We start from the raw sequence: 22,361 nt of genomic DNA, 5'->3' as shown, positions 1-22,361 counted from the left end.
CTTTCGTGGCTGCCGGTCAGGGCTGGTAGGTGGAGAGGAAGTCGGCGAGACGTTCCATGGCGTCCTCGATGACCTCCACGCTCGGCAGGGTAACCATCCGGAAGTGGTCGGTGTTCACCCAGTTGAAGGCGCTGCCGTGGGAGATCAGGATCTTCTGCTGCTTGAGCAGATCGAGGGCGAACTTCTCGTCGTCCTCGATCGGGTACACCTCGGGATCCAGCTTCGGGAAGAGGTAGAGCGCCCCCTGCGCCACCTCGCAGCTCACCCCGTCGATCGCGTTGAGCAGCTCGGCCGCCCTGTCGCGCTGCTGCTTCAGGCGTCCGCCGGGCAGGATCAGGTCGTTGATGCTCTGGTAGCCGCCGAGGGCCGTCTGGATGGCGTGCTGGGCCGGCACGTTGGCGCACAGGCGCATGTTGGCCAGGAGGTTGATGCCCTCGATGTAGTTGGCGGCATCCCGCTTCGGGCCCGAGATGGCCATCCAGCCGCTTCGGAACCCGGCGATCCGGTAGGCCTTGGACAGACCGCTGAAGGTCAGGCACAGGACGTCGTCGCCGGCCACGGCTGCCGCGTTGACGTGCACGGCGTCGTCGTACAGGATCTTCTCGTAGATCTCGTCGGCGAAGATGATCAGCCCGTTCTCCTGCGCCAGGCGCACCATGCCCTCGAGGACGGCGCGCGGGTACACGGCACCGGTGGGGTTGTTGGGGTTGATGAGCACGATCCCCTTGGTGCGCGGGGTGATCTTGGCGGCCAGGTCCTCGAGGTCCGGCCACCAGTGGTTCTCCTCGTCGCAGAGGTAGTGCACCGGCGTCCCGCCTGCGAGCGCCACGGACGCCGTCCACAGCGGGTAGTCGGGGGTGGGGATCAGGATCTCGTCGCCGGTGTCGAGCAGGGCCTGCATGGACAGGGTGATCAGCTCGCTCACCCCGTTGCCGAGGTAGACGTCGTCCACGTCGATCGAGGTGATGCCGCGGCCCTGGTAGTACTGCACCACGGCCGTCCGCGCCGAGTAGATCCCGCGGGAGTCGCTGTAGCCCTGGGCCTTCGGCAGGTTGCGGATCATGTCCACGAGGATGGCGTCCGGCGCCTCGAAGCCGAAGGGTGCCGGGTTGCCGATGTTGAGCTTCAGGATCCGGTGGCCCTGGGCCTCCATGGTCATGGCGTGCTCCAGGAGCGGTCCCCGGATGTCGTAGAGGACGTTGCGGAGCTTCTCCGACTGCTTGTACGTGGCCATTGGATCAGGATGTCACAGGTGAGGGCCCGGAGGGCGGCATGAACTGCCTCCTCCCGGGCCCTCACCGGGTACTGCGCTCAGGCGGCCGTGTCAGCCCACGAGCCCCTTGTCCGCCAGCCAGTCCGCGGCGGCGTCGGAGGGGTTCCGCTTCTCCTCGCCGCTCACCTCGCGGTTCAGTGCCAGGAGGTCGTCGGTGGTCAGCTCGGCGGACACCCGGTCGAGGACCTCCCGAGCATCCTCGCCGACGGTGTCCAGGTTGATCAGCGGCACCACCTGCTGGGCGATGAAGTTGTTCTCCGGGTCCTCCAGCACCAGCAGATCGTTGTCGTCGATGGAGGGCGTGGTGGTGTAGATGTCCGCGGCCTGCACGTCGTCGTTCAGCAGCGCCTGCAGGGTGATGTCCCCACCGCCGTCGTTGAGGGCCTCGAAGCCGCCGGGTACGCACCCGTACTTGTCCTCGAGCCCGGGCAGGCCGTAGGCGCGCTCCTGGAACGTGCTCGGCGCACCGATGGTGATCTCGTCGCAGACCTCGGCGAGGTCCGCGATGGAGGTGAGGTCGTACCGCTCCGCGGTCGCGGCCGTGACCACGAGGGCGTCCTTGCTCTCCGCCGACGCCGGTTCGAGGATCCCCAGGTTCACGTCCGGGGAGCGCTCGGTCAGCGCCTCCGGCAGTGCCCCGATGATGTCCTCGGCGGACGCCTCGGGAGCGCTGCTGTCCACGAACAGCAGCAGGTTGCCGCTGTAGTCGGGGATGAGGTCGATCGAGCCGTCCTCCATGGCCCCGTAGTAGATCTCGCGGGAGCCGATGTTCGGCCGGGTGGTGGCCTCCACACCCGCGGCGTTCAGGGCACCGGCGTAGATCTCGGCGATGATCTGGCTCTCGGGGAAATCGGCCGATCCGATGGTGAGGGATCCGCTCGATCCGGCCGCGTCGTCGTTCGATCCCGAGGTGTCCGTGGGGTCGCTGTTGGCACCGCAGGCAGTCAACGCCAGCGCGGCCGTCAGGCCGCCAGCCAGTCCCATCAAGGCGCGCCGACGGGCGCGTGGTGCTGACAGGTTCTTCATGTTGTTCCTCCTTGTGCACTGGCGACGGCCTTCTGCCGGCCAGATCCTTTGGCCCCGCGGCGGGGTGTGCCCAGCCCCGGGGAGACGGCGACCCGCTGCAGGAGCCCCATGAGCAGGTCGACCACGATCGCGAGGACGGTGATCACCACGGCGCCGCCGAAGAGCCGCCCGTAGTCGGCGAGCTGGGTCCCTTCGACGAGGAACACCCCGAGCCCGCCGAGGTTGATGAAGGCGACGACGGCGGCGGTCGCGATGACCTGCAGCGTAGCGGCCCGGACCCCGCCCAGGATCACCGGCAGGCCGTTGGGGATCTCGACCCGGAAGACGATCTGGAGCTCGCTCATGCCCATGCTCCGCGCTGCGTCCACCACCGTGCGATTGACCGAGGAGATCCCGGCGTAGACCCCGCTCAGCAGCGGGGGGACGGCGAGCAGCACCAATGCCCAGATGGGCGGCATCAGACCGAGGCCCGAGAGCAGCACGAAGAGGAACACCATGCCGAGCGTGGGCAGCGCCCGGAGGATCCCGATGCCGGAGACCACCACCACGCGCCCGCGTCCGGTATGCCCCACGTACAGGCCGATCGGCACGGCGATGACCAGCGCGATCAGCAGCGTGAGGCCCGTGTACCCGAGGTGCTCGAGCACCCGGGTGGGGATGCCGCGGGAGCCTTCCCAGTTCTGCGGGGCCGTGAGCCACTCGAACATCTGGACGAAGAGGTTGTTGCTGGAGTAGTTCATCAGCTGCCCGCCACCTTCGCGTCGAGGGCCACCGCGCCGCGCGTCCGCCTGCCGCGGGCCGGTGCCTTCCGGGTCCACGGGGTCAGGAGGCGCTCGGCGAGGACCAGGAGCAGGTCCATGACCAGGGCCAGCAGCAGGATGATGGTGATGCCGACGGCGATCTCGGTGGGGAACGAGCGGAAGAGACCGTCCGTGAACAGGGTGCCGAGACTGGGCACACCGATCAGCGCACCCACGCTGACCAGCGAGATGTTGGTGACCGAGACCACGCGGAGCCCGGCGATGAGCACGGGGATGGACAGCGGCAGATCCACCGTGAGGAAGCGCCGCAGGGGCCGGTAGCCGAGGGCCACCGCGGCCTGGCGGACGCCGTCGTCGATCGAGGTGAGAGCGTCCAGCGTGGATCTCACCAGGAGGGACACGGCGTAGACGGTGAGCGCCACGATCACGTTGACGGGATCGATCACGGAGGTGCCGAGCACCACCGGGAGGAACACGAACATCGCCAGCGACGGGATCGTGTAGAGGATCGAGGAGCCGGTGAGCAGCACCGAGCCCAGTACGCGGTTCAGCCGCGCGAGCTGCGCGAGCGGGATCGCGACGACCACTCCGAGGAGAAGCGGCACGATCGCCTGGAACAGGTGCAGGCGCGTGTGCAGCCAGACGAAGTCGAGGTTGGCGAGGAACCAGTCCACGTCAGACCGCCGTGTCGTGGTCGGCACGCCCGCGGTCCAGCCGGGCGGCCTCGATGAGCTCGAAGACCTCCGCGGCCTGCACCACGCCGAGCACCCGGCCGTCGTCGTCCACGGTCACGCCCAGGCCCGACGGCGAGGACAGCGCGGCGTCCAGGGCCCGCCGCAGCGTGTCCCCCCGCGTGTACAGCGAACCTCCCGGCACGGCCTCCGCCTTGCTCGTGATGCTGCTGCGGGTGGCCCTGGGCACCCAGCCGTGCGGACGCCCCTCGGCGTCCACCAGGAGGGTCCACGGTGAGCGCACCGAGACCGTGGGATCGTCCAGCCGGTCGAGCTCGATGGTCTCGACGGGGTGGACCGGGATGTCCTTGCCGTCCTGGAAGGACAGGTGGCGGAAGCCGCGGTCGCGGCCCACGAAAGCCGCCACGAAATCGTCCACGGGTGCGCGGAGGAGTTCCTCGGGTGCGGCGAACTGCGCCAGCCGGCCGCCGACGGCGAACACCGCCACCTTGTCCCCGAGCACCGTCGCCTCGTCGATGTCGTGGGTGACGAACACGATGGTCTTGGCGAGGTCCCGCTGCAGGCGCAGCAGCTCCTCCTGGAGCTCCGCGCGGACCACGGGGTCCACCGCACTGAACGGCTCGTCCATGAGGAGCACGGGCGGGTCCGCGGCGAGCGCCCGCGCCACACCGACGCGCTGCTGCTGCCCGCCGGAGAGCTGCGCGGGGTAGCGGTTCCCCAGGGCCGGGGCCAGGCCCACCACCTCGAGGAGCTGCCGGGCACGTGCCCGGGCCTCGGCCTTCTTCACCCCGTTGAGCCTCGGTACCGTGGCGATGTTGTCCAGGACGGTACGGTGCGGCAGGAGCCCGGAGGACTGCATCACGTAGCCCATGGAGCGGCGCAGCTCGCTGGCCTTCCGCCCGGTCACGTCGCGGCCGTCGAGGAGGATCTGCCCGGAGGTGGGTTCCACCATGCGGTTGATCATCCGCAGCGACGTGGTCTTCCCGCAGCCGGACGGTCCCACGAAGACCGTGATCTTCCCGCGCTCCACGTCCATGGTGAGGTTCTCGACCGCCGGGCGGCCGCCGTCGTAGCTCTTGGAGACGTTGCGGAACTCGATCGCGTACGGGCTGGAAACCTGCTCGGGGTGGGTCATGGCAGCTGTGCCTTTCGTGGCAGGAGCTTCTCGGCCGGGCTGCACCCGCGGAGCGCACGCTCTCGCGGTGCGGCACCGGCTTGCCGTCTGGATACCTGCCGGGCGGGACGCCCGGCAGTCAGTTCAAGCTGTCGGAATGTCCGAGTCTAACCGTGAGGGCCGCCGGACACGACCGCAGGACGCTCCGGGCCTGCAGGTGCTACCGGGTGCGACGTCGGGAGCGCTGCACGAGCGAGCCGACGGCGAGGGCGGCGCACGCTGCGGAGACGAGCAGGGCGAACACCGTGACCGAGGTGTCCAGGCCCCAGATCCCCGCTGCCGCACCGAGACCGAGGACCGGGACGGCGCTGCCGAGATAGGTGATCACGTACACGGCGCTCACCGTCTGGGCGTGCAGCGCCGGAGCCACCTTGAGCGAGACCTCGTTGAACACCACGCGGAAGGCCATGCCCTGCCCGGCTCCTGCCAGGAGGCAGGCGACCACCAGCAGCGGGAGACTCGCGGTGACCTCCGCGAGAGGCAGGAGGCCGACGCCGGGCGCCACCCCCGCGCGCCCCGCCGGCGCCCCGAACCTGCCGCGCGGCGAGAGCAGCTGACTCGCCGCCGAGGACCCCAGCACGAGGGCCGCGAGCACGCCGACGAGCGGGCGCGAGGTGGTCCCGGCGATCCCCGCGAACCAGGTGGGGGCGAGGCTGAGCGTGAAGCCGAACACCGCGAAGCTGAGGAACCCCACCGTGGCGGCCATGCGGAAGGAGCTGCGCGCAGCCCGCGGGACCGCGGGCCGCCGTGGCCTGGGGACGGGGGGCGGGTTCGGGGGGGGGGCGGGCGTGGGGGCCGGCCGCGCCCGCAGCAGGACGAGCGGCACCAGCAGAGCCGCGAGCACCACGAGGTACACGAGGAACGGCGTGCGTGTGGGGTTCGGCAGCAGGGAGAGCAGCCCGCCGATCACCGGACCGGCGGCCACTCCCCCGGCGGAGGCGCGGAGGGGGAACCGGGAGGCCCACTCGGGGCGGGGGGGCAGGAGGGCGCGGGGCGCGGCGGCGCCCGCCCCGGGGGCGAGGGCCGCCGCGGCGCCCCGGCGCGTCCGTCCGGCCGCCCGCACGGGCAGCGAGGGTGCCGGGGCGAAGCAGGTGGTCCCTGCCAAGCCGGCCAGCACGGCCAGCACGAGCGCCGCACGGCGCCCGATGTGGTCCGACCAGTGCCCGGCGAGCAGGAGCCCCCCGATCAGCGCCACCACGTAGGAGGCGAACGCCACCGTCACCGCGAACGGGGACAGCTCGAGATCGACCTGGATCAGCGGGTAGATCGGGGTGGCCAGGTTGGCCCCGACCAGGAGCGTGGAGATCACCGTCACCGCGAGGGCGAGCCGGACCGCCAGGGAGGCGTCCCAGCTCCGGGGGGCCACGGGGGCGGGTCTCATGCGGATCTCGTCGATCACACTCATGGCGCTCCTCCTGTTCGGTGTCCCGGCACGCCGGTGACGGCTGACTATAGGATGAAGCCGGTTGACCGCCGTGCGACACATTCGTCCACCGGTTTGAGCACCGCGCGCAACACGAGCTGCACCGACTGATGGAGAGTGATCTTTGTGAGCAGTCTGGACTCCCTGGACCTCCGCCTCCTCCTGGAACTCGTCCGGGATCCCCGCGCCCAGGTGAGCGAGCTCAGCGAACTCCTCGGCATCGCCCGCAACACCGCGCAGACCCGGATCCGCCGCCTGCTGCGCGCCGGGACCCTGCGCCGCAACGGGCGCGAGCTCGACCTCGAGGCGCTCGGGTACGACGTCGTCGCCTTCGTCACCATCGAGGTGGCCCACCGGGAGCTCGACGGCGTGATCGCGGGGCTGCGCACCCTGCACCAGGTCCTGGAGGTCCACGAGATCTCGGGCCGGGGCGACGTCTGGTGCCGGGTCGCGGCCACGGACACGCACCACCTGCAGTCGGCACTGCGCTCGGTCCTGCGGATCAAGGGCGTCATCCGCACCGAGACCGTCCTCGCCCTGCACGAGCACATCCCCTACCGCACCGAACCGCTGCTCGAACGCCTGGCGCAGCGGCCCGCCGACACCTGACCCCCGAGGAGCACCATGACACTGCCGAGCACCGACACCTCCGTGACCTACCCCCGGGGGACGGTGGAGACCCCCGGGACGGTGCTCCACGTGGAGCACCTCGCCGACGGCCGGAGCGCCGTCCTCCTCGACACCACGGCGTTCCACGCCGTGGACTCCGCCTGGCCCGACCAGGGCGCCGACCGCGGCGAGCTGGTCTCCGGGACCTCCTCGTCACCGGTGGTGGACTGCGTGGTGGGGGCCACCGACGGCGCCGTCCTGCACCTCGGCGCCGATGTGCCGGTGCGCAAGGGTACGGAGGGCTGGGCGTTCGTCGTCGCGCACGTGCTCGAGGGCACCGCTCTCCGGGAGGGCGACGACGTCGTCACGCGCGTGGACGCCCGGCACCGCGCCGCGGTCTCCGCAGGCCACACCGGCTGCCACCTCGCCTCCCTCGCCCTGAACCGGGCGCTCGCGGACCGCTGGAAGAAGGAGGTGGCCCCCGACGCACTCGGCTCCCCGAACTTCGACGCCCTCGCGATCGACACCACCACCATCGGCGAGTTCGGCTCGGAGGACCACTACCGGCTGGGGAAGTCCCTGCGCCGGAAGGGGTTCACGGTGGACGGGCTGGACACCGGTGCCGTGGCCGCCACGGTCAACGCGACCCTGGCCGGGTGGACGGCTACGGGCGCCGCGATCGGCATCGAGGCGGACGGACCGGCGCTCACCGACCGCCGCCGCTGGATCTGCGACCTCCCCGGGCAGCGCGCCGAGATCCCCTGCGGTGGCACGCACCTGACGTCCCTGCGCGGGGTGGGGGTCGAGGTCTCACTGACCCTGGACGATGCCGACGGGACCGCCGTCCTCCGCATGGACACGCGCGTCACCACCGCGTAGCTCCCGGTCCTCGGCCCCTGCGCGGGCCAGCCCGCTCGTGCTCGCACGGGTGGAACCCTAGGCGCGGCGGCGCTGCAGGACGTTGTCGAGATCGATCCGGGGCCGCGGGACGTCGCTGATCGCCGCGCGCTGATCCTCCGACCCCGCGCGGCGGGCCGCGGCCTCGGCGGTCTTGTTGGGCGGCCTGGGCGACGCCCGCGGGACCTCCGGCCGCTCCAGCGGGCAGGCGCCGGGCGTTCGGCCTTCGCCGCCCCCACGTAGGGGGGGCGGGGGACCCCCACGGGGGCCCAGGAGGCGGGCGGGACCGGGGCGGCGTCGGGGGCGGCCCCGGCCTGCGCCGGCCGAACCGCGGACGGCGCGTCCTCTGCACGGTTGACGTCCGCCGCGGAGGAGCCGGGGGTGCCGGCGAGCGCTGCGGTGCGCAGCGCCATGGGACTGGCCTGCCGCGGTGCGGCGTTCTCGGCGTCGAACAGCACCGTGGGTCGCCGTGGCACGGCGGGGGCCGGCGGCTCCGCGACGGCGGGTCGTGGCGCGGGGAGGGTCATCGGGGCCATGGCCTCCGCGAAAGCCCGCGCGGCGCGGGCGTGCCGGTCACGGATCGCGAGCATCCGTAGACCCCCGACGGCGGCACCGACCACGACCAGGCACAGGAGAGGGACCAGCGGGGAGACGATCCCGAGCATCCCGAGGATCGCCGTGACCACGGCGGCGCAGAGGACCACCGCGCCGAGGAGTGCGAGGGCGATGCGTCCCCGGCGTGGCTCGGACGGCATCGACCACCCCCACGGCAGGGAACGCCCCGTCGCGTATGCCTCCACCGGCTCCGCGGCGACCCGGGCCGGGTTCTCCTCCGACGCTGTCGTCCTCATTCTGTTCCCCCCGGGTCCGGGCCCTGCTGCTGGTCGTCGTGCTCCACGGGTACCGCCCGCAGGATCACCACCGGGACCCTGCGGCCGGCCCGTCGCCCCGGCCGGGTCCGGGCTGCTGCCACGGAACCCGCCTCCAGCACCGTAGGAGCACATCAGGCGCTCGGGATGCATTGCCCGCGGTGTGTCGGTCACCAGTATGCCCCAGCGGGCATCCGTACGGCGGTTCAGCTCCGACGACGGGAGGATCCCTCCAACCACGGCTCCAGCAGACCGCGGGGGACCTCCTCAGCCGTCAACGCGAAACTGCGGTGGTCGGCCCACTCCCCGGCGATGTGCAGGTACCGGGGCCGGAGCCCCTCGTCGCGGAAATGCAGCTTCTCCACCACGCGCAGGCTCGGCCGGTTCTCCGGCCGGATGTTGATCTCCATCCGGTGCAGGCCGAGCTCGCGGAAGCAGTGGTCGGTGGCCAGCGCGACGGCGGTGGGGGCGATCCCGCGTCCGGCGCGCTCGGCGTCCACCCAGTAGCCGAGCGTGGCGGTCATCGCCGACCCCCAGGTGATGCTCGAGACCGTCAGCTGTCCCACGAGCCGCTCCCGGCCGCCCGCCTGCCGTTCCACGATGACGAAGGGCAGCGCGGAGCCGGCGCGTGCCTGGCCGGACAGCGAGCGCACCATCTGGTGGAAGGTGGGCAGGAAACCCTCAGGATCCGGGTTCGACGCCTCCCAGGGCGCGAGCCAGCGGACGTTGCGGTGCCGTACCGCCGTCCACTCTGACTTGTCCCTGTGCCGGATGGGCCTCAGGGCCAGCGAACCGGCCCTGAGGGTCACGGGCCAGCTGGTCGCCGACCACATGACGTGCTAGTCCGCGAGATCTTTGCTGAAGTCCTTGATCCATGCCCGGAGGTCCGGCCCGAGGTCCTCGCGCTCCGAGGCCAGCGTCACCACGGCCTTCAGGTAGCTCAGCTTGTCACCGGTGTCGTAGCGGCGGCCGCGGAACACGACGCCGTACACGCCCGCGCCCTCCCCCTCGGCGGCGGCGAGGGTCTGCAGGGCGTCGGTCAGCTGGATCTCGTCGCCGCGGCCCGGCTTCGTGGTCTCCAGGACCTCGAACACCCGGGGGTGGAGCACGTAACGGCCGATCAGGGCCAGGTTCGAGGGTGCGTCCTCGACGGACGGCTTCTCGACGAGGGAGTTCACGCGGACGTGGTCCTCACCGTCGACCTCGGTGATGTCGGCGCAGCCGTAGGAGCTGATCTGCGCCGGGTCCACCTCGATGAGACCGATCACGGAACCACCGGTCCTGGCCTGCACCTCGATCATGGTGCGCAGCAGCGGATCGCGCTCGTCGATCAGGTCGTCGCCGAGGAGCACCGCGAACGGCTCGTCGCCCACGTGCAGCTTGGCGCGGAGCACCGCGTGGCCGAGCCCCTTGGGGTCGCCCTGACGGAGGTAGTGGATGTCGCCGAGCTCCGAGGGGCGCCGGACGGCGGCGAGCTTGTCGTGATCGCCCTTGGCCTCGAGGGTCTGCTCGATGAACGGCACGCGGTCGAAGTGGTCCTCGAGCGCCCGCTTGTTGCGCCCGGTGATCATCAGGACGTCGGACAGTCCTGCATCCACGGCCTCCTGGACCACGTACTGGATGGCCGGCTTGTCCACGACCGGCAGCATCTCCTTGGGCATGGCCTTGGTGGCGGGCAGGAAGCGGGTCCCCAGACCGGCCGCGGGGATGACGGCCTTGGTCACGCGTGATTGCAGATTCATGGGCACCACACTACATAAGACGGACCTCCGGGCCGCGACGTTGCGCACAATGGTGATGTGATGTCGCCTCCTCCACCTCCTGCCAGGACACGACTGCGCGCCGCACTGCGGCGGGGCCCCGCACCCCCCCCGCCGCCGGGGCGGCCGGAGCAGTCGGATGCCCTGCCCCCCCCGGGGAGCGGTCACCTCCGTCCCCCCCCGGCCCGGCCCGGGGGCGGGGACGGGGCGGGCCATGCCACGGAGGACGCGGCGCCGGATCCCCCCCGGTCGTCCCCGCCTTCCTCGGGCCCCCGCCCGGGCCCGCCACGGAACCGCTCCTCGGGGAGCTCCATGAACTCGGCTTCCGGATCGTCCTGCCCGTGTGTGAGCCGGAGCATCGGCTCAGCTGGGTCTTCTGGACTCCCGGGGTCCCCCTGGAGCGCTCGGCATATGCCCCCGTGGACGAGCCGTCCGGCGCCCGCCATGCCTTCTCCGAGCTGGCCCACGTGGTCGTCGTGCTGGTGCCGGCACTGGGCACGGACCCTGCGGGCAACCGCCTGGGACAGGGCGGCGGGTACTACGACCGCTTCCTCGCGCAGCACCCGCGTGATGCTCCCGACGCCGTGCCCCGTTACGCGGTGGTGTACCGCTCCGAGCTGCTCCCCGCAGGGGAGGTTCCCGCGGACTCGTGGGACCAGCCGATGAACGGCGTGTTCACCCCCGACGGTCTTCTCGAGGTGCGTCCCTCCGCCCAGCCCGGGTAGCAGGGGTTCCCTCGCGGCACCGGAGCATCGCGCACCCGGTGTAGACTGGCACTCGACCCCGGAGAGTGCCAGAACGAGGGCAACCACGCAGGCCATCCGGAATCACGACACCCTTCCAGGAGGATCTCCATGCCCATGTACGCCTATGCCTGCAAGGACTGCGGCCACGCCTTCGACATCCAGCAGGCGTTCTCCGACGACTCCCTGACGGTGTGCCCCGAGTGCGGTGGCACGCTGCGGAAGAAGTTCAACAGCGTGGGCGTGGTGTTCAAGGGGTCAGGTTTCTACCGCAACGACTCCCGCGCGACCTCGACGAGCTCCGAAGCAGGATCCACGTCGGGTTCTGCGTCCGGATCGACCTCGGAGTCGGCCAAGGAGTCCTCCCCGGCGGCCTCCGCCAAGCCCGCGGAGTCGTCATCGTCCGCCCCGGCCCCGGCCACCTCCTCGACCAGCAGCGGGTCCACCGCCTCCTGACCTGGCGCTCCGCCCGTCATCGGATCCCGCTCCCCCTCGTCATCGGATCCCGGTCCGCGGCCTCCCGGTTCGCGGGAGCTCCGGCACGGAGGCCTCCCGGCCCGCGGGAATCCCTGTCGGCGGAGCCGCGGTGCACCGGGTTGTCCACATGACCGAGCAGCAGGACCATCGGGCAGTGCACGCTTCCTAGGGTGTGGGCATGGACCCGAGAAACCGTTCCCAGGGTGCGCCGCTGGGCCACCGCCTCCGCCGGATGCTGCACCGCCGCAAACGCCTGATCACCTGCCTGCTGCTCAGTGCTGCGGCCGGGGTCTCGGTGGAGGCACTCGTCGGGGACGGTTCGCCCACCACGCCCGTGATCAGTGCCTCCCGCGACCTCGCCGTGGGCACGGTGCTCTCCGCGGCGGATCTCTCCCTCGTCGATCTTCCGGTGGACGCCGTGGCCGGTCAGGGATTCCAGGGGACGGACGAGCTGGTGGGGCAGCAGCTCGCCGTACCGCTTCCGCGGGGCTTCCCGGTCCCGGCCCCCGCCCTGGGGGGAGCGGGGCTGCTGGCCGGGGCCGCCCCGGGTACGGGGGCCGTGCCCCTCCGCCCCGCCGATCCGAGCACCGTCGGGCTCCTCGCCCCGGGTCAGCTCGTGGACGTGATCCTCCGGACCGGCAACGGCTACGACGTCGCGGCGGACTCCACGGTCCTGGCCCGCGCCGCGCCGGTCCTCTGGACCGCACCGGGCGGCACGGGCACCACGTCCGGGATGTGGGGCGGTGGCGGTGAGGAGGCCGGGCTCGTGGTGGTGGCCGCCGGCCCGGAGGAGGCGGCCGCCCTCGCCGGGGCGTCCAGCGCGGGGGACGTCCACCTCATCCTCACGAGCGGCCGATGACGGACCACGCCGCGCTCAGCCGTCGCCCCCCATACCGCTCGCGGCCCGACGGCGACGTCAGGGGCTGGATCCGGACGGACGGTCGTGCCGGGCGGATCCCTCCGGACCGATTCCCTCCGCGCCGATGCCGGCGGACCGGTCACGCGCACCGGCTGCACCGCACCGTCTGCACCGCACAGTCTGCGTCGCACAGTCTGCGTCGGAGCGTCAGCGCACCGGCTGCGTCGAAGCGTCAGCCCCAGTGGGGCGGGCGCTGCCGGGGGGCCCGGCGGCGGGGTCGTTCGGCCGACCCCCCCGGGCCCGGGGCTCGTCCCCCCCCGCCAGCACGGGAACCGCCGGACCGCCCGGAACCCGTCCGGCGCGGGGTGTCCCCTCCGGGGGCTCGCCCCCCGGGGTCCGCCCCACCGGAGGCTTCCCGGCCGCCCCCGCCGTGACCCCGCCCGCTCAGCCCCGCTGTTCCTGCGCCCCCCGCCCCGGCAGTCCGATTACGGCCGCGGCGCGCTCAGCACATCCGTCGGGATCGGTGAACACCTCGATGGTCCACAGCGGCGAGTAGTGCCAGCCCATGCGCTCGAGCACCTGGGGGCGGAGGCGGCTCCGCTCGCGGACGGACATCGCCCCGTAGCGCGCGGTGCCGTCGGACTCGACGGCCAGCGGGGCAGGGCGGTGCGTGCCGGTTGCCGGCATACCGTCGGCCCGCCGGCCCACGGGTTTCGCGGCGACGATGTCCAGGACACCTGCATAGTGGTCCTGCACCTCGGCCCCGAGCTCGCGCAGACGGTCCACGAGATCCGCCACCAACGGGTCCTCGTTCCCGGAGGGGACGGGTACCTCGGCCGGTGCGCCCTCCTCCAGCTCACGCCGGACCAGTTCGAAGAAGTCCGCGGCCCCGGCGGTGAGTCGCTCGGGCTCCAGGTCCGAGGGCTGTACGCAGGTCACGATGTGGAGCCGGCTCCGTGCGCGGGTCATCGCCATCACGAAGGCACGCCGCCCGTCGCTACCGGACAGCGGCCCGAACGTGTGCAGGGTGCGTCCGTGGGGGGTCCGCCCGAACCCGAGGGAGAACACGATGTGATCCCTCACCAGCCCACCGGCCCGCTCCACCGGCACCACACGGAACGCCTCACGCCCCGGGGTGAAGAACTCCGACGCCCACGGGAACTGTCCCAGCTGCACCCGGATGGCCTCACCCACCCGCGCTGCATGCCGTGCACTCGCCGTGACCACCGCGAGGGAAGACCCGGGGCGTCGTCGGATGTGCTCGAAGACCAGTTCGACCACGCGCTTGACCTCGACGTCCACGCTCTCCACACCCTCGTGCTCCGAACTGGGCATCCCGGTGCCGTTCGGCAGGTACTCCACCACGAGACCTCGGCCCTCCCCGGTCACCTCGGAGGCCTGCGGGAGGCGGGAGAGCTTGCCGTCGTAGAACGAGTCGCCCAGGTAGGTGTCGAGGCTGCGGTCCACTGCCCGGTAGATCTCCGTGAGACCGCGTACCGGGAGGATCCGGCGCAGCGAGTCGAAGGCGCTCGGCGGGGCCTCCAGGGTGGAGGCGCGGTCGGCCGACTGCACCTCGATGCTGAAACGGGTGGGCGCCGCCAGGCGGTCGTCGCCGAACACGATCACCTGCGTGGACCGGGCGATGCACGGCACCGCGCTCTGCAGCGACATCGACTCGCCGTCGAGGATCACCGCGGTGTCGAACCGCTGGTGGTCCGGGACGGTCCCGCGGACGGTGAGCGGGCTGACCGCCCAGACGGGCAGCAACGCGGAGGTCAGCGCGGGGTGCAGCCGGGAGAAGGTCCCGAGCGTCAGGGAGCCCGCTCTCAACTCCTCGCGGAGCAGTTCCGCGTCCTCGGGGTGACTGTCCACCGCGGCGCGCCACTGCTCGGCCAGGGCCCACCGGATGCGGGCGGGGCCGGAGGCGATGTGCGCGTCGTCGGCGGCACGGAACTCCGACTCGAGCGTGCGGAGACTGTCGCCGTCGGACATCGCGAGGTAGTCGTCGCCGCTGATCATGGCCTCGAGCGCGGACTGCCACCAGGCGAGTTCCAGTTCGTCGCCCACGCGCTCCGCCGTGATCTCACGGGCCGCGAGGTCGTCCAGGAGCTCGCCGAGTCCCTGCTCACGCATCTCGTCCATCAGCAGGGTGCGCTCCGGCAGGGTCTCCAGGGTCTCCCTGTCCGCGGCGAGATCCGTCAGGAGGGCCTCGAGGTCGTCGAGGGGCAGCGCGCCGAGATCCGGATGCCTGCGCGTGGTGCGCAGGAGACCGGTCAGCTCGTCCAGCCGGATCTCCACGTCACGGTAGGAGGTGCGGATCTCCGCGAGACCCGTGGGGACGGACGGGTGCCGCTCCGTGAGTGCGTACTGGCTCCAGCGGGTGCGCTGCTGCTGCACCTCGAGCAGGGAGGTGTGGAGATCGGCGATGTGCACGCCGGGCCGGATGTACTCCTTGGCCACGCGCCGCAGCCTGGATCTCGTCATGGAACTCATCTCGATGTCCCGTTCCTTCCGCCAGGAGGACGGGGCGGTGGCCGAGATGAGATCGGTGACGGGGCGGTCGAAGATGTCCGCCGTGAACTTGTCGAGGCTCCCGCGCACGGCCACGAGGAGTTCGAGCTGCTCCCCCCATTCCCGGAAGGTGCCGCCGAGGGCGATCTCCGCGTGCTCGGCGACGCCCCGCACCTCGCCCCGGAGTGCCGGGATCTCCGTGGAGAGCTGCTCCGTCAGCGTGTGCGCGTGCTCGGTCTCCTTCCGGTTGAGCAGCTGGGCCCCGTACCAGGGGCTCCACGTGGAGGCCTCGGTGAAACTCCCCAGGTCCGCGGTACGCCGGAGCCGCTCGGTGAGTTCGCGCCGATCGGCGATCGAGTCGAGCACACTGCGCTTCAACCGGACCGTCGTGGACGGCGCGGGGTCGAGCGCGGTGAGTCCCGCGAGGGACTGCATCGCCTGGTAGGGGGAGCACCCCCACCGGCTGCGGACGTCGTGCAGACTCCGCACGTGCTCCAGGAGCTGGTACCGGTTGCCGGTCAGCGTGTCGTGGAGCTTCTCGAGCTGCGGTTCCACCGCCTTCTCGTTCCGGACCAGGGCGCGGATCACGGCCTCGCGGAGCTGCGCCGGCCCGGACCGGCTCCCGAGCTGCAGCACGAGGGAGCCGAGGTCCACGCCGTCGAGGTCCTGGACGAACTCGTTGAGGGTCCCGCGGCGCTCGGCGGCCACCACCACACGGCGTCCTGCGGCCGCGGCACGCACGGCCACGTTGAGTGCGGTCTGCGTCTGCCCCGTCCCGGGTGGGGTGGCCACCACCAGGCTCACCCCGGCCGAGGCGAGGTCGAGGACGTCCTGCTGCGCGCGGTCGGCATCGAGGACCAGCAGCTCCTCCGCGGGATCGCGCTCGTCCGGGTGCGGGAAGCCCAGGCCCTGTTCCGCGGACGCCAGGGCCGAGGCGGCGTCGTCGTCACCCCTCGCGGCACCCAGCAGCGCGGCGAGGACCGGGTGGTCAGCCTGCAGCGCAGGATCACCCTTGACCCCGGCGAGGTCGGCGAAGGTTGCCACGAGGATCCGGTGCTCCACGGACATGCCGCGCACACCCTCGCTCAGCAGGCGCACGCGCTCCAGCACGGGGTGCGGGTCAAAGCGCGCCGTGCCGTAGGCCAGACGGGCGACGGCCTGCGGGTCGAGGTCGAGCCCCTGCCAGTCACGCAGGTGGCGGACCAGGGCCGGGTTCATCCGGGCCTGCTCCGTGATCTGCAGTTCGTAGTCGTCCTGCGAGGCATGCACCGTGAGGGACACCGCGGTGAGGAGCACGGGGGCGTTCAGCGTCTCGGAGCGGCCCGAGGCGTCCTGGACCCGCCAGCTCGCCGTACCCGCGGCGAGGTATCCGACGTCGATCCCGCGCTCGGTGCCGAGTTCGAAGATCTTGGCGCGCAGGGCACGCGCGGCGGCCTTGGCCGCGCTGTACTGGACGGGGTCGCGCAGCAGCGTGGAGAGCCGGGTGCGGCGTCCCGCCATCATCTGCGCCAGACCGGAGGGGTGGGCCTGCGTCAGGTCGATGCTGGTGCCCGCGGACGGACGGAAGTGCAGGAGCGTGTCACCGCTGACCTGCGGACCCAGGGCATCGAGCCAGGACGCGAGGTCCTGCGCCGACGGGTCGGCGGCACCCGGGTCGGCGGCACCCGGGTCGGCGGCGGACCGGTCGGTGACCTCCGGGTCCGCGGCAGACCGGTCGCCCGCACCTGGGTCGGCGGCAGGCGGGACGGCGGTCTCCGGATCGCCCTCGGACTGCACCGGCTGCTCCTCACCCGGCTCCTGCTGCACGGATCCCGGCGAGGCGCCGTCGTCGGAGGGCTCCTGTGGCAACGGTCCGGGTATCACGGGTTCCGGCTGCTCCGGCGCGCCCGCGGCGTCCTGGGGTCGGTCCGCCGGTGCCTCTGCCTCGTCCCGAGGATCCTGCTCCGGCACCACAGCCTTCTTCCCTGCATTGTCACGTGCTGATCTCGACCAGATTGGCATGTCTTCCAAGCTATCCGACTAGCGAACGGGCCCCGCGGATAGCAACGCGGCCCGGGCCGGACCCGGGTGGGGTGGTCCCCCTCCCGGATGCGGCTACTCCCATTCGATGGTGCCCGGCGGCTTGCTCGTGACGTCGAGCACCACACGGTTGACGCCGTCCACCTCGTTGGTGATCCGGTTCGAGATCCGGGCCAGGAGATCGTACGGCAGACGTGACCAGTCCGCCGTCATCGCGTCCTCGCTGGAGACCGGGCGCAACACGATGGGGTGGCCGTACGTGCGACCGTCGCCCTGCACACCGACGCTCCGCACATCGGCGAGGAGCACCACCGGCATCTGCCACACCTCGTTGTCCAGCCCCGCCGCGGTGAGCTCGGCGCGCGCGATGGCGTCCGCCTTCCGCAGCAGTTCGAGACGCTCGTGGGTGACCTCACCGACGATCCTGATCCCGAGACCCGGCCCGGGGAAGGGCTGGCGCCCCACGATCTCGGCCGGCAGCCCCAGCTGGGCACCGACCGCCCGCACCTCGTCCTTGAACAGGGCGCGCAGCGGTTCCACGAGTTCGAACTGGAGGTCCTCCGGTAGTCCGCCCACGTTGTGGTGGCTCTTGATGTTCGCGGCGCCCTCGCCGCCACCGGACTCGACGACGTCGGGGTAGAGCGTGCCCTGGACCAGGAAGCGGATGGGCTCGCCGTCCGCGGCCGCCTCGCGGACGATCGCGCGCTCGGCCTCCTCGAAGGCCCGGATGAACTCCCGGCCGATGATCTTGCGCTTGGTCTCCGGGTCGGACACACCCGCGAGCGCGTCCAGGAAGCGCTTCTGCTCGTTGGCCACGTACAGCTTCACGCCGGTGGCCGCGACGAAGTCCCGTTCCACCTGCTCGGCCTCGCCCTCGCGGAGGAGCCCGTGGTCCACGAAGACGCAGGTGAGCTGGTCCCCCACCGCACGCTGCACGAGCGCCGCGGCGACGGCGGAGTCCACGCCGCCGGAGAGTCCGCAGATCACGCGTGCGTCGCCGATCTGCTCGCGGATCCTCCCCACCTGTTCCTCGAGGATGTCGCGCGTGCTCCAGTTGGGGTCGATTCGCGCCCCCTTGAACAGGAAGTTCTCGATGACCCGCTGACCGTGCCGGGAGTGCTTGACCTCGGGGTGCCACTGCACGCCGTAGAGGCTCCTGCCCTCATGGGCGAAGGCAGCCACCGGGGCGCCGGCCGTGCTGGCGAGCACCTCGAAGCCCTCGGGCGCGGCCTGCACGCTGTCGCCGTGGCTCATCCAGGCGTTCTGCTCGCCGGGGACGCCGTCCAGGATGGACCGTGACTCGCCGTCGGACCGCACGTCCGTGGCGCCGTACTCACGCAGCCCGGTCTTCGCCACGGTGCCGCCGAGCGCGGAGGCCATGGCCTGGAAGCCGTAGCAGATGCCGAGCACGGGCACACCGGCGTCGAACAGGGCGGGCTCCACCGTGGGTGCTCCCTCGGCGTAGACGCTCGAGGGTCCGCCGGAGAGGATGATGGCCTGCGGGTTCTTCGCGAGGATCTCCTGCGCACTGAGCGTGTGCGGCACGATCTCCGAGTAGACGTCCGCCTCGCGTACGCGGCGGGCGATCAGCTGGGCGTACTGCGCTCCGTAGTCCACGACGAGCACAGGACGGTGTTCGGAGCCGTTCTCTGGGGTAGTCACGCGTCAACAATAGTCTGCACGGAACCCGCCCCGCACACTGCGTACGGTGCCGTGCACGATGCCGGTCAGTAGCGGGGTGCGGCCTCGGGATGCGCCGCGAGCTCCTGCTCGGCCTGGCGGTGCACGCGCTTCTCGACGAAGAAGGAGAGCAGCGGCACCACTCCGCCGAGTGCGATCAGGACGAAGCGCCCGAAGGGCCAGCGCATGATCTGCCAGAGCCGGAAATCGGCGATCAGGTACACCACGTAGAGCCAGCCGTGGGCGATCAGCACCGCCGTGGAGAGGTTGAAGCCCCCGGCCGTCTCCGCGACCGTCTCGGGGAGGAACTGCAGTGCAGCCCCGCCACCGGCCACGATCTCGGTGCCGTAGCCGTACTTGGCCACCATCTCCACCACCACGAGCAGCAGCATCACGCCGGTGATGTACGCGAGGACCTTGTAGAAGGAGAGGGCCGAACGGATCTGCGCGTGCGTTCCACCGAACCGCCGCCTGGGCTTGCCCTTGCGTGGGGTCCCGCCCGCGGTCGGGGTGCGACCGTTCGCGGTGGCGGCGGTCCGGGGGGTGGCGGCGGTCCGGGGGGTGCCGGAGGTGGGATCGACGGTCGGCTGAGTCACGGTGGGTACGGCTTTCGTTCTCGGCTGGTCGCGGGGCGGCGGACGCCCCGACGGGGACGGTCGTGGTCGCCTCGGTGGTCGGCGGACGGGTGGTCATGGGATCGGCGGCACCGGTCCCGTCGTCGTCCTCCGCCGCGTCCGCCTCGTCCTCGAGGGTGCGGCGGTGATCGTCCGCGACGAGGCGCCACCAGAGGAAGAAGGCGAAGCCGGCGAAGACCACCCATTCGATCGCGTAAAAGATGTTGAGCCAGTTGACGGGCGTCTCCTGCGGCTGTGGTCCCACCACCACCTGCTCCATGCCGGCGGTGAAGGCGATCGCGGCGCCGTCGTCGGCTGCGATGTCCGTGGCCACCACGAACGCCGCGTAGGAGGGCAGGTCCCACAGATTGGTGAGCTCGGCCGTGGACATCGCGGGGATCTCCCCCTCGACGGGCTGCTGGACCCGGGGAGCTTCGGGCGGGATGAGCCGCCCCTCCACCGTGGCAGCACCCTGCTGCTCCGGGACGGCGCTGAGCTGCCCGGCGTCCGGCACCCACCCGAGCACCACGGGGATCACGCTGCCGCCGTCCGGTCCGGATGCCGCGACGTCAGCGGCCTGCACCACCCAGAGGCCGTCGCGGTCGTCGAGCAGGCGGTCCTGGACGAGCACCCGCGTGCCGGGTACGAACTCGGCGTCGAAGGAGACCATCTGGTCCGCCACGGAGGCGAAGAGCGGGGTTTGCGGCTCCAGCACGTCCGTGAGCGGACGGACCGCCTCGGTGTCGCTGGGGGCGGGAGGGGGCGCATCCCGCGAGGACGAGAACTGCCACTGGCTCAGGAGCACGAAGACCGCGGCGATCGCCATGGCGAGGATCAGCATGAGGATCCAGCGAGGCTTCAGGGCGGTCTTCAACACCCCTCAACGGTACTTCGTGCCTCTGTAGAACAACGAATGGCTACGCCGACGGCGGAGGACCGGGACAGGACGTGGAAAAGCGATTGGCAAACCTCTATGACTCGGCCGGGATCACGTCTAGGCTTGGTGCTCGTGCGTCCCTTCCCCTATCCCGTGACCGGTTCCCCGGATCTGCGCTCCCCCACCCGCTATCTGCTCTGGCTCGGCCGGCAGCAGAAGGCCACACTCGCCGCCGGCATGTTCTTCGGCACCCTCTGGATGGCGTCCCAGGCGGTGATGCCCTTCGTCCTCGGGCGGGCGATCGACGACGGCGTGATCGCCGGGAACGTCCGCGCCATCGCCTGGTGGGCGGCGGCACTGCTGGGCCTCATGGGGGTGCAGGCCGTGTCCGACGTCGCCGCGCACCGTGCCGGGGTCAGCAACTGGATGCAGGGCGCCTTCCGCTCGGTGCGGATCGTGGGGCACAAGATCAGCCGCACCGGTGACGCCCTGCCCTCCGCGCTCTCCACGGGCGAGGTGGTGTCCACGGCCGCCTCGGACGCGTTCCGGCTCGGGGAGGTCTACGAGGTGCTCACCCGGCTCGCGGGCGCCGTGGCCGCGTGGCTCGTGGTCACCGCACTGATCTGGCGGACCTCGTCCCTGCTGGGTCTCGTGGTGCTCCTCGGCGTCCCGGCGTGCTGCGCGCTCCTGCTGTTCGTGGTGCGTCCCCTGCAGGCGCGCCAGCGCGAGCAGCGCGAGGCGTCCGGGCGGATGACGGCGGTGGGTGCGGACACCGTGGCCGGGCTGCGTGTGCTGCGCGGCATCGGCGGTGAGCACATCTTCGTGGACCGCTACCGTGCCAAGTCCGCGGAGACCCGGGACTCGGGCATCCGCGTGGCCCGGTCACTGGCCGATCTCGAGGCGTCCCAGGTGTTCGTCGCCGGAGCCTTCAGCGTGGTGTTCACCTGGGTGGGTGCCATCCTCGTGCTCTCCGGCGAGATCAGTCCCGGCGACCTCGTGGCCCTGTTCGGGTTCTCCATCTTCCTCATGACCCCGATCCGCACGGCCGCCGATTCCGTGGCCCGCTTCATCCGCGCCCACGTCGGCGCGCGGAAGATCATCGCCGTGCTGTCCGTGGAGCCCGGGGTCACCGAGAGCAGCACGCCCGTGGCCGCCCCATCCGCCGGATCGGCGCTGATGGACGCGCGCCCGGGCCTCGTCGTGGAACCGGGACTGCTCACCGCCGTCGTCTCGCGTGAACCGGCGGAATCGGCGGGGGCGGCCCCGCGCCCGGGCCGCCCGGGGACGCCGCCCCGCCGGGGGGGCGGCCCGCGGGGGTTCCGCCGAGCTCCGGCACGCGCCGCTCGCCGCCATCCGCTCGCGCATCGTGGTCAGCGAGGCGAGCCCGCAGCTGTTCGGCGGCTCCCCCCGCCGCCAGCTGGACCCCCGGTCCCGGCACGACGACGCCGCGATCCTCGCGGCGCTCGAGGCCACGAGCGCCCTGGACATCCTGGACGGCCTCGAGGACGGGCTCGACCACGAGGTCACCGAACGCGGCCGCGGCTTCTCCGGCGGTCAGCGTCAACGCCTGGTGCTCGCCCGCGCGTACCTCACCGACGCCGAGAACCTGGTGCTGATCGAACCGACCAGCGCGGTGGACGCGCACACCGAGCAGCGCATCGCCGACCGCCTCGCGGGGGCCCGTCGTCGCGAGGGGCGCACCACCGTCGTCGTCACCGCCAGCCCCCTGGTCCTGCGGGTGATGGACCGGGTGGTGCTGATGGAGGACGGGCGCGTGACCGCCTCCGGCAGCCACCAGGACCTGATGGCCGAGAATCCCGCCTACCGGAACGTGGTGATCCGCAGTGAGTAGTACGAGTACCCTCCCCGTGGCGAGCCCGCGGGCGGTGCGGGCCGAGGCCACGCGCCTGATCCGGCACCACCGGCGCGGTCTCGGCGTGGTGATCGCGCTCTACGTGGGTTCGGCGATCGCCGGCCTGGCGGGTCCGCTGCTGCTGGGGCTGCTGATCGACGCCGTCACCGAGGGCACCACGGGCCGCGTCGTCGCCGTCGTGTCCCTCGCGGTGCTCGGTTTCCGCACCGTGCAGTCGGTGCTGG

The 22,361-nt window shown here is 71.8% G+C and carries 17 protein-coding genes and 4 pseudogenes; 8 read left to right on the top strand and 13 right to left on the bottom strand.

Annotated elements, in window-relative coordinates; all coding sequences use genetic code 11:
• Positions 1 to 16 precede the first annotated feature (16 nt).
• The 6 genes from AC792_RS11320 to AC792_RS11295 form a co-directional block, all read right to left on the bottom strand.
• Positions 17 to 1,234 carry a pyridoxal phosphate-dependent aminotransferase gene (locus tag AC792_RS11320; RefSeq protein ID WP_049830624.1) on the bottom strand — a complete coding sequence of 406 codons (1,218 nt, stop codon included), beginning with the start codon at positions 1,232 to 1,234 and terminating at the stop codon, positions 17 to 19.
• A 90-nt stretch (positions 1,235 to 1,324) separates the two neighbouring features.
• On the bottom strand, positions 1,325 to 2,299 hold the full coding sequence (locus AC792_RS11315) for an ABC transporter substrate-binding protein (RefSeq protein WP_049830623.1): 975 nt from the start codon (positions 2,297 to 2,299) through the stop codon (positions 1,325 to 1,327).
• Complete coding sequence (locus tag AC792_RS11310; protein ID WP_049830622.1) at positions 2,296 to 3,039, bottom strand: ABC transporter permease; 744 nt, start codon at positions 3,037 to 3,039, stop codon at positions 2,296 to 2,298. Before AC792_RS11310 ends, AC792_RS11315 begins: the two co-directional genes overlap by 4 nt.
• Positions 3,039 to 3,734: an ABC transporter permease gene (locus AC792_RS11305; protein WP_049830621.1), complete on the bottom strand. Its 696-nt coding sequence runs from the start codon at positions 3,732 to 3,734 to the stop codon at positions 3,039 to 3,041. The genes AC792_RS11310 and AC792_RS11305 overlap by 1 nt, the downstream gene beginning before the upstream one ends.
• 1 nt (position 3,735) lies before the next feature.
• Positions 3,736 to 4,887, bottom strand: a complete 1,152-nt coding sequence (locus tag AC792_RS11300; RefSeq protein WP_049830620.1) for an ABC transporter ATP-binding protein — start codon at positions 4,885 to 4,887, stop codon at positions 3,736 to 3,738.
• A gap of 199 nt (positions 4,888 to 5,086) precedes the next feature.
• On the bottom strand, positions 5,087 to 6,331 hold the full coding sequence (locus AC792_RS11295) for an MFS transporter (RefSeq protein WP_049830619.1): 1,245 nt from the start codon (positions 6,329 to 6,331) through the stop codon (positions 5,087 to 5,089).
• Positions 6,332 to 6,475: 144 nt separating this feature from the next.
• Between AC792_RS11295 and AC792_RS11290 the strand changes: the two genes are divergently transcribed.
• Both AC792_RS11290 and AC792_RS11285 read left to right on the top strand, forming a co-directional pair.
• A complete protein-coding gene (locus AC792_RS11290) occupies positions 6,476 to 6,958 on the top strand; it encodes an Lrp/AsnC family transcriptional regulator (protein WP_049830618.1) in 483 nt (160 codons plus the stop codon).
• A gap of 15 nt (positions 6,959 to 6,973) precedes the next feature.
• Positions 6,974 to 7,837 (top strand): metal-dependent hydrolase, encoded by an 864-nt coding sequence (locus AC792_RS11285; protein WP_049830617.1) that lies wholly within the window; start codon positions 6,974 to 6,976, stop codon positions 7,835 to 7,837.
• An 865-nt stretch (positions 7,838 to 8,702) separates the two neighbouring features.
• Here the strand turns inward: AC792_RS11285 and AC792_RS17935 are convergent.
• From AC792_RS17935 to galU, 3 genes are all read right to left on the bottom strand, one after another.
• The gene (locus tag AC792_RS17935; protein ID WP_268753377.1) at positions 8,703 to 8,828 is read right to left on the bottom strand and encodes a hypothetical protein; all 126 of its coding nucleotides are present in this window, start codon (positions 8,826 to 8,828) and stop codon (positions 8,703 to 8,705) included.
• A 102-nt stretch (positions 8,829 to 8,930) separates the two neighbouring features.
• Positions 8,931 to 9,557 (bottom strand): GNAT family N-acetyltransferase, encoded by a 627-nt coding sequence (locus tag AC792_RS11280; RefSeq protein WP_049830616.1) that lies wholly within the window; start codon positions 9,555 to 9,557, stop codon positions 8,931 to 8,933.
• Positions 9,558 to 9,563: 6 nt separating this feature from the next.
• Entirely contained in the window at positions 9,564 to 10,466 is a 903-nt protein-coding gene (gene galU / locus AC792_RS11275) for a UTP--glucose-1-phosphate uridylyltransferase GalU (protein WP_049830615.1), read from the bottom strand.
• Positions 10,467 to 10,774: 308 nt separating this feature from the next.
• Between galU and AC792_RS11265 the strand changes: the two are divergent.
• From AC792_RS11265 to AC792_RS11255, 3 genes and pseudogenes are all read left to right on the top strand, one after another.
• Positions 10,775 to 11,209, top strand: a pseudogene (locus AC792_RS11265) (5-formyltetrahydrofolate cyclo-ligase); the annotation flags it as partial.
• A gap of 129 nt (positions 11,210 to 11,338) precedes the next feature.
• Entirely contained in the window at positions 11,339 to 11,683 is a 345-nt protein-coding gene (locus tag AC792_RS11260; RefSeq protein WP_049830612.1) for an FmdB family zinc ribbon protein, read from the top strand.
• Between the two features lie 199 nt (positions 11,684 to 11,882).
• Entirely contained in the window at positions 11,883 to 12,563 is a 681-nt protein-coding gene (locus AC792_RS11255) for an RcpC/CpaB family pilus assembly protein (RefSeq protein ID WP_049830611.1), read from the top strand.
• Positions 12,564 to 13,007: 444 nt separating this feature from the next.
• Here AC792_RS11255 and AC792_RS11250 read toward each other — a convergent pair whose 3' ends face one another.
• The 4 genes and pseudogenes from AC792_RS11250 to AC792_RS16505 form a co-directional block, all read right to left on the bottom strand.
• A complete protein-coding gene (locus AC792_RS11250) occupies positions 13,008 to 17,075 on the bottom strand; it encodes a DUF4011 domain-containing protein (protein ID WP_235436672.1) in 4,068 nt (1,355 codons plus the stop codon).
• A 93-nt stretch (positions 17,076 to 17,168) separates the two neighbouring features.
• Entirely contained in the window at positions 17,169 to 18,719 is a 1,551-nt protein-coding gene (gene guaA / locus AC792_RS11245) for a glutamine-hydrolyzing GMP synthase (RefSeq protein ID WP_442853617.1), read from the bottom strand.
• A gap of 101 nt (positions 18,720 to 18,820) precedes the next feature.
• Positions 18,821 to 19,369, bottom strand: coding sequence for a DUF3817 domain-containing protein (locus AC792_RS11240; RefSeq protein ID WP_082177677.1), 549 nt, complete (start codon positions 19,367 to 19,369; stop codon positions 18,821 to 18,823).
• Positions 19,370 to 19,637: 268 nt separating this feature from the next.
• A pseudogene (locus AC792_RS16505) lies at positions 19,638 to 20,213 on the bottom strand (SURF1 family cytochrome oxidase biogenesis protein); the annotation flags it as partial.
• Between the two features lie 87 nt (positions 20,214 to 20,300).
• Here AC792_RS16505 and AC792_RS17785 point away from each other — a divergent pair.
• The 3 genes and pseudogenes from AC792_RS17785 to AC792_RS11210 form a co-directional block, all read left to right on the top strand.
• Positions 20,301 to 21,239, top strand: a pseudogene (locus tag AC792_RS17785) (ABC transporter transmembrane domain-containing protein); the annotation flags it as partial.
• 259 nt (positions 21,240 to 21,498) lie between these two features.
• A complete protein-coding gene (locus AC792_RS17780) occupies positions 21,499 to 22,116 on the top strand; it encodes an ATP-binding cassette domain-containing protein (RefSeq protein WP_049830605.1) in 618 nt (205 codons plus the stop codon).
• Positions 22,109 to 22,361: pseudogene (locus tag AC792_RS11210) on the top strand (ABC transporter ATP-binding protein); the annotation flags it as partial. The gene AC792_RS17780 and the pseudogene AC792_RS11210, both read left to right, overlap by 8 nt.

The sequence above is a fragment of the Arthrobacter sp. RIT-PI-e genome (assembly GCF_001187915.1).
GTDB lineage: Bacteria > Actinomycetota > Actinomycetes > Actinomycetales > Micrococcaceae > Arthrobacter_D.
This window is presented reverse-complemented; position numbering and strand designations above follow the sequence as displayed.

Excerpts from the sequence above, each read along its gene's own strand:
- AC792_RS11250 (WP_235436672.1), bottom strand. The coding sequence starts at position 17,075 with ATGCCAATCTGGTCGAGATCAGCACGTGACAATGCAGGGAAGAAGGCT.
- AC792_RS11300 (WP_049830620.1), bottom strand. The coding sequence starts at position 4,887 with ATGACCCACCCCGAGCAGGTTTCCAGCCCGTACGCGATCGAGTTCCGC.
- AC792_RS11295 (WP_049830619.1), bottom strand. The coding sequence starts at position 6,331 with ATGAGTGTGATCGACGAGATCCGCATGAGACCCGCCCCCGTGGCCCCC.
- AC792_RS11285 (WP_049830617.1), top strand. The coding sequence starts at position 6,974 with ATGACACTGCCGAGCACCGACACCTCCGTGACCTACCCCCGGGGGACG.
- AC792_RS11255 (WP_049830611.1), top strand. The coding sequence starts at position 11,883 with ATGGACCCGAGAAACCGTTCCCAGGGTGCGCCGCTGGGCCACCGCCTC.
- AC792_RS11310 (WP_049830622.1), bottom strand. The coding sequence starts at position 3,039 with ATGAACTACTCCAGCAACAACCTCTTCGTCCAGATGTTCGAGTGGCTC.
- AC792_RS11280 (WP_049830616.1), bottom strand. The coding sequence starts at position 9,557 with ATGTGGTCGGCGACCAGCTGGCCCGTGACCCTCAGGGCCGGTTCGCTG.
- galU (WP_049830615.1), bottom strand. The coding sequence starts at position 10,466 with ATGAATCTGCAATCACGCGTGACCAAGGCCGTCATCCCCGCGGCCGGT.
- AC792_RS11260 (WP_049830612.1), top strand. The coding sequence starts at position 11,339 with ATGCCCATGTACGCCTATGCCTGCAAGGACTGCGGCCACGCCTTCGAC.
- AC792_RS11320 (WP_049830624.1), bottom strand. The coding sequence starts at position 1,234 with ATGGCCACGTACAAGCAGTCGGAGAAGCTCCGCAACGTCCTCTACGAC.
- AC792_RS11315 (WP_049830623.1), bottom strand. The coding sequence starts at position 2,299 with ATGAAGAACCTGTCAGCACCACGCGCCCGTCGGCGCGCCTTGATGGGA.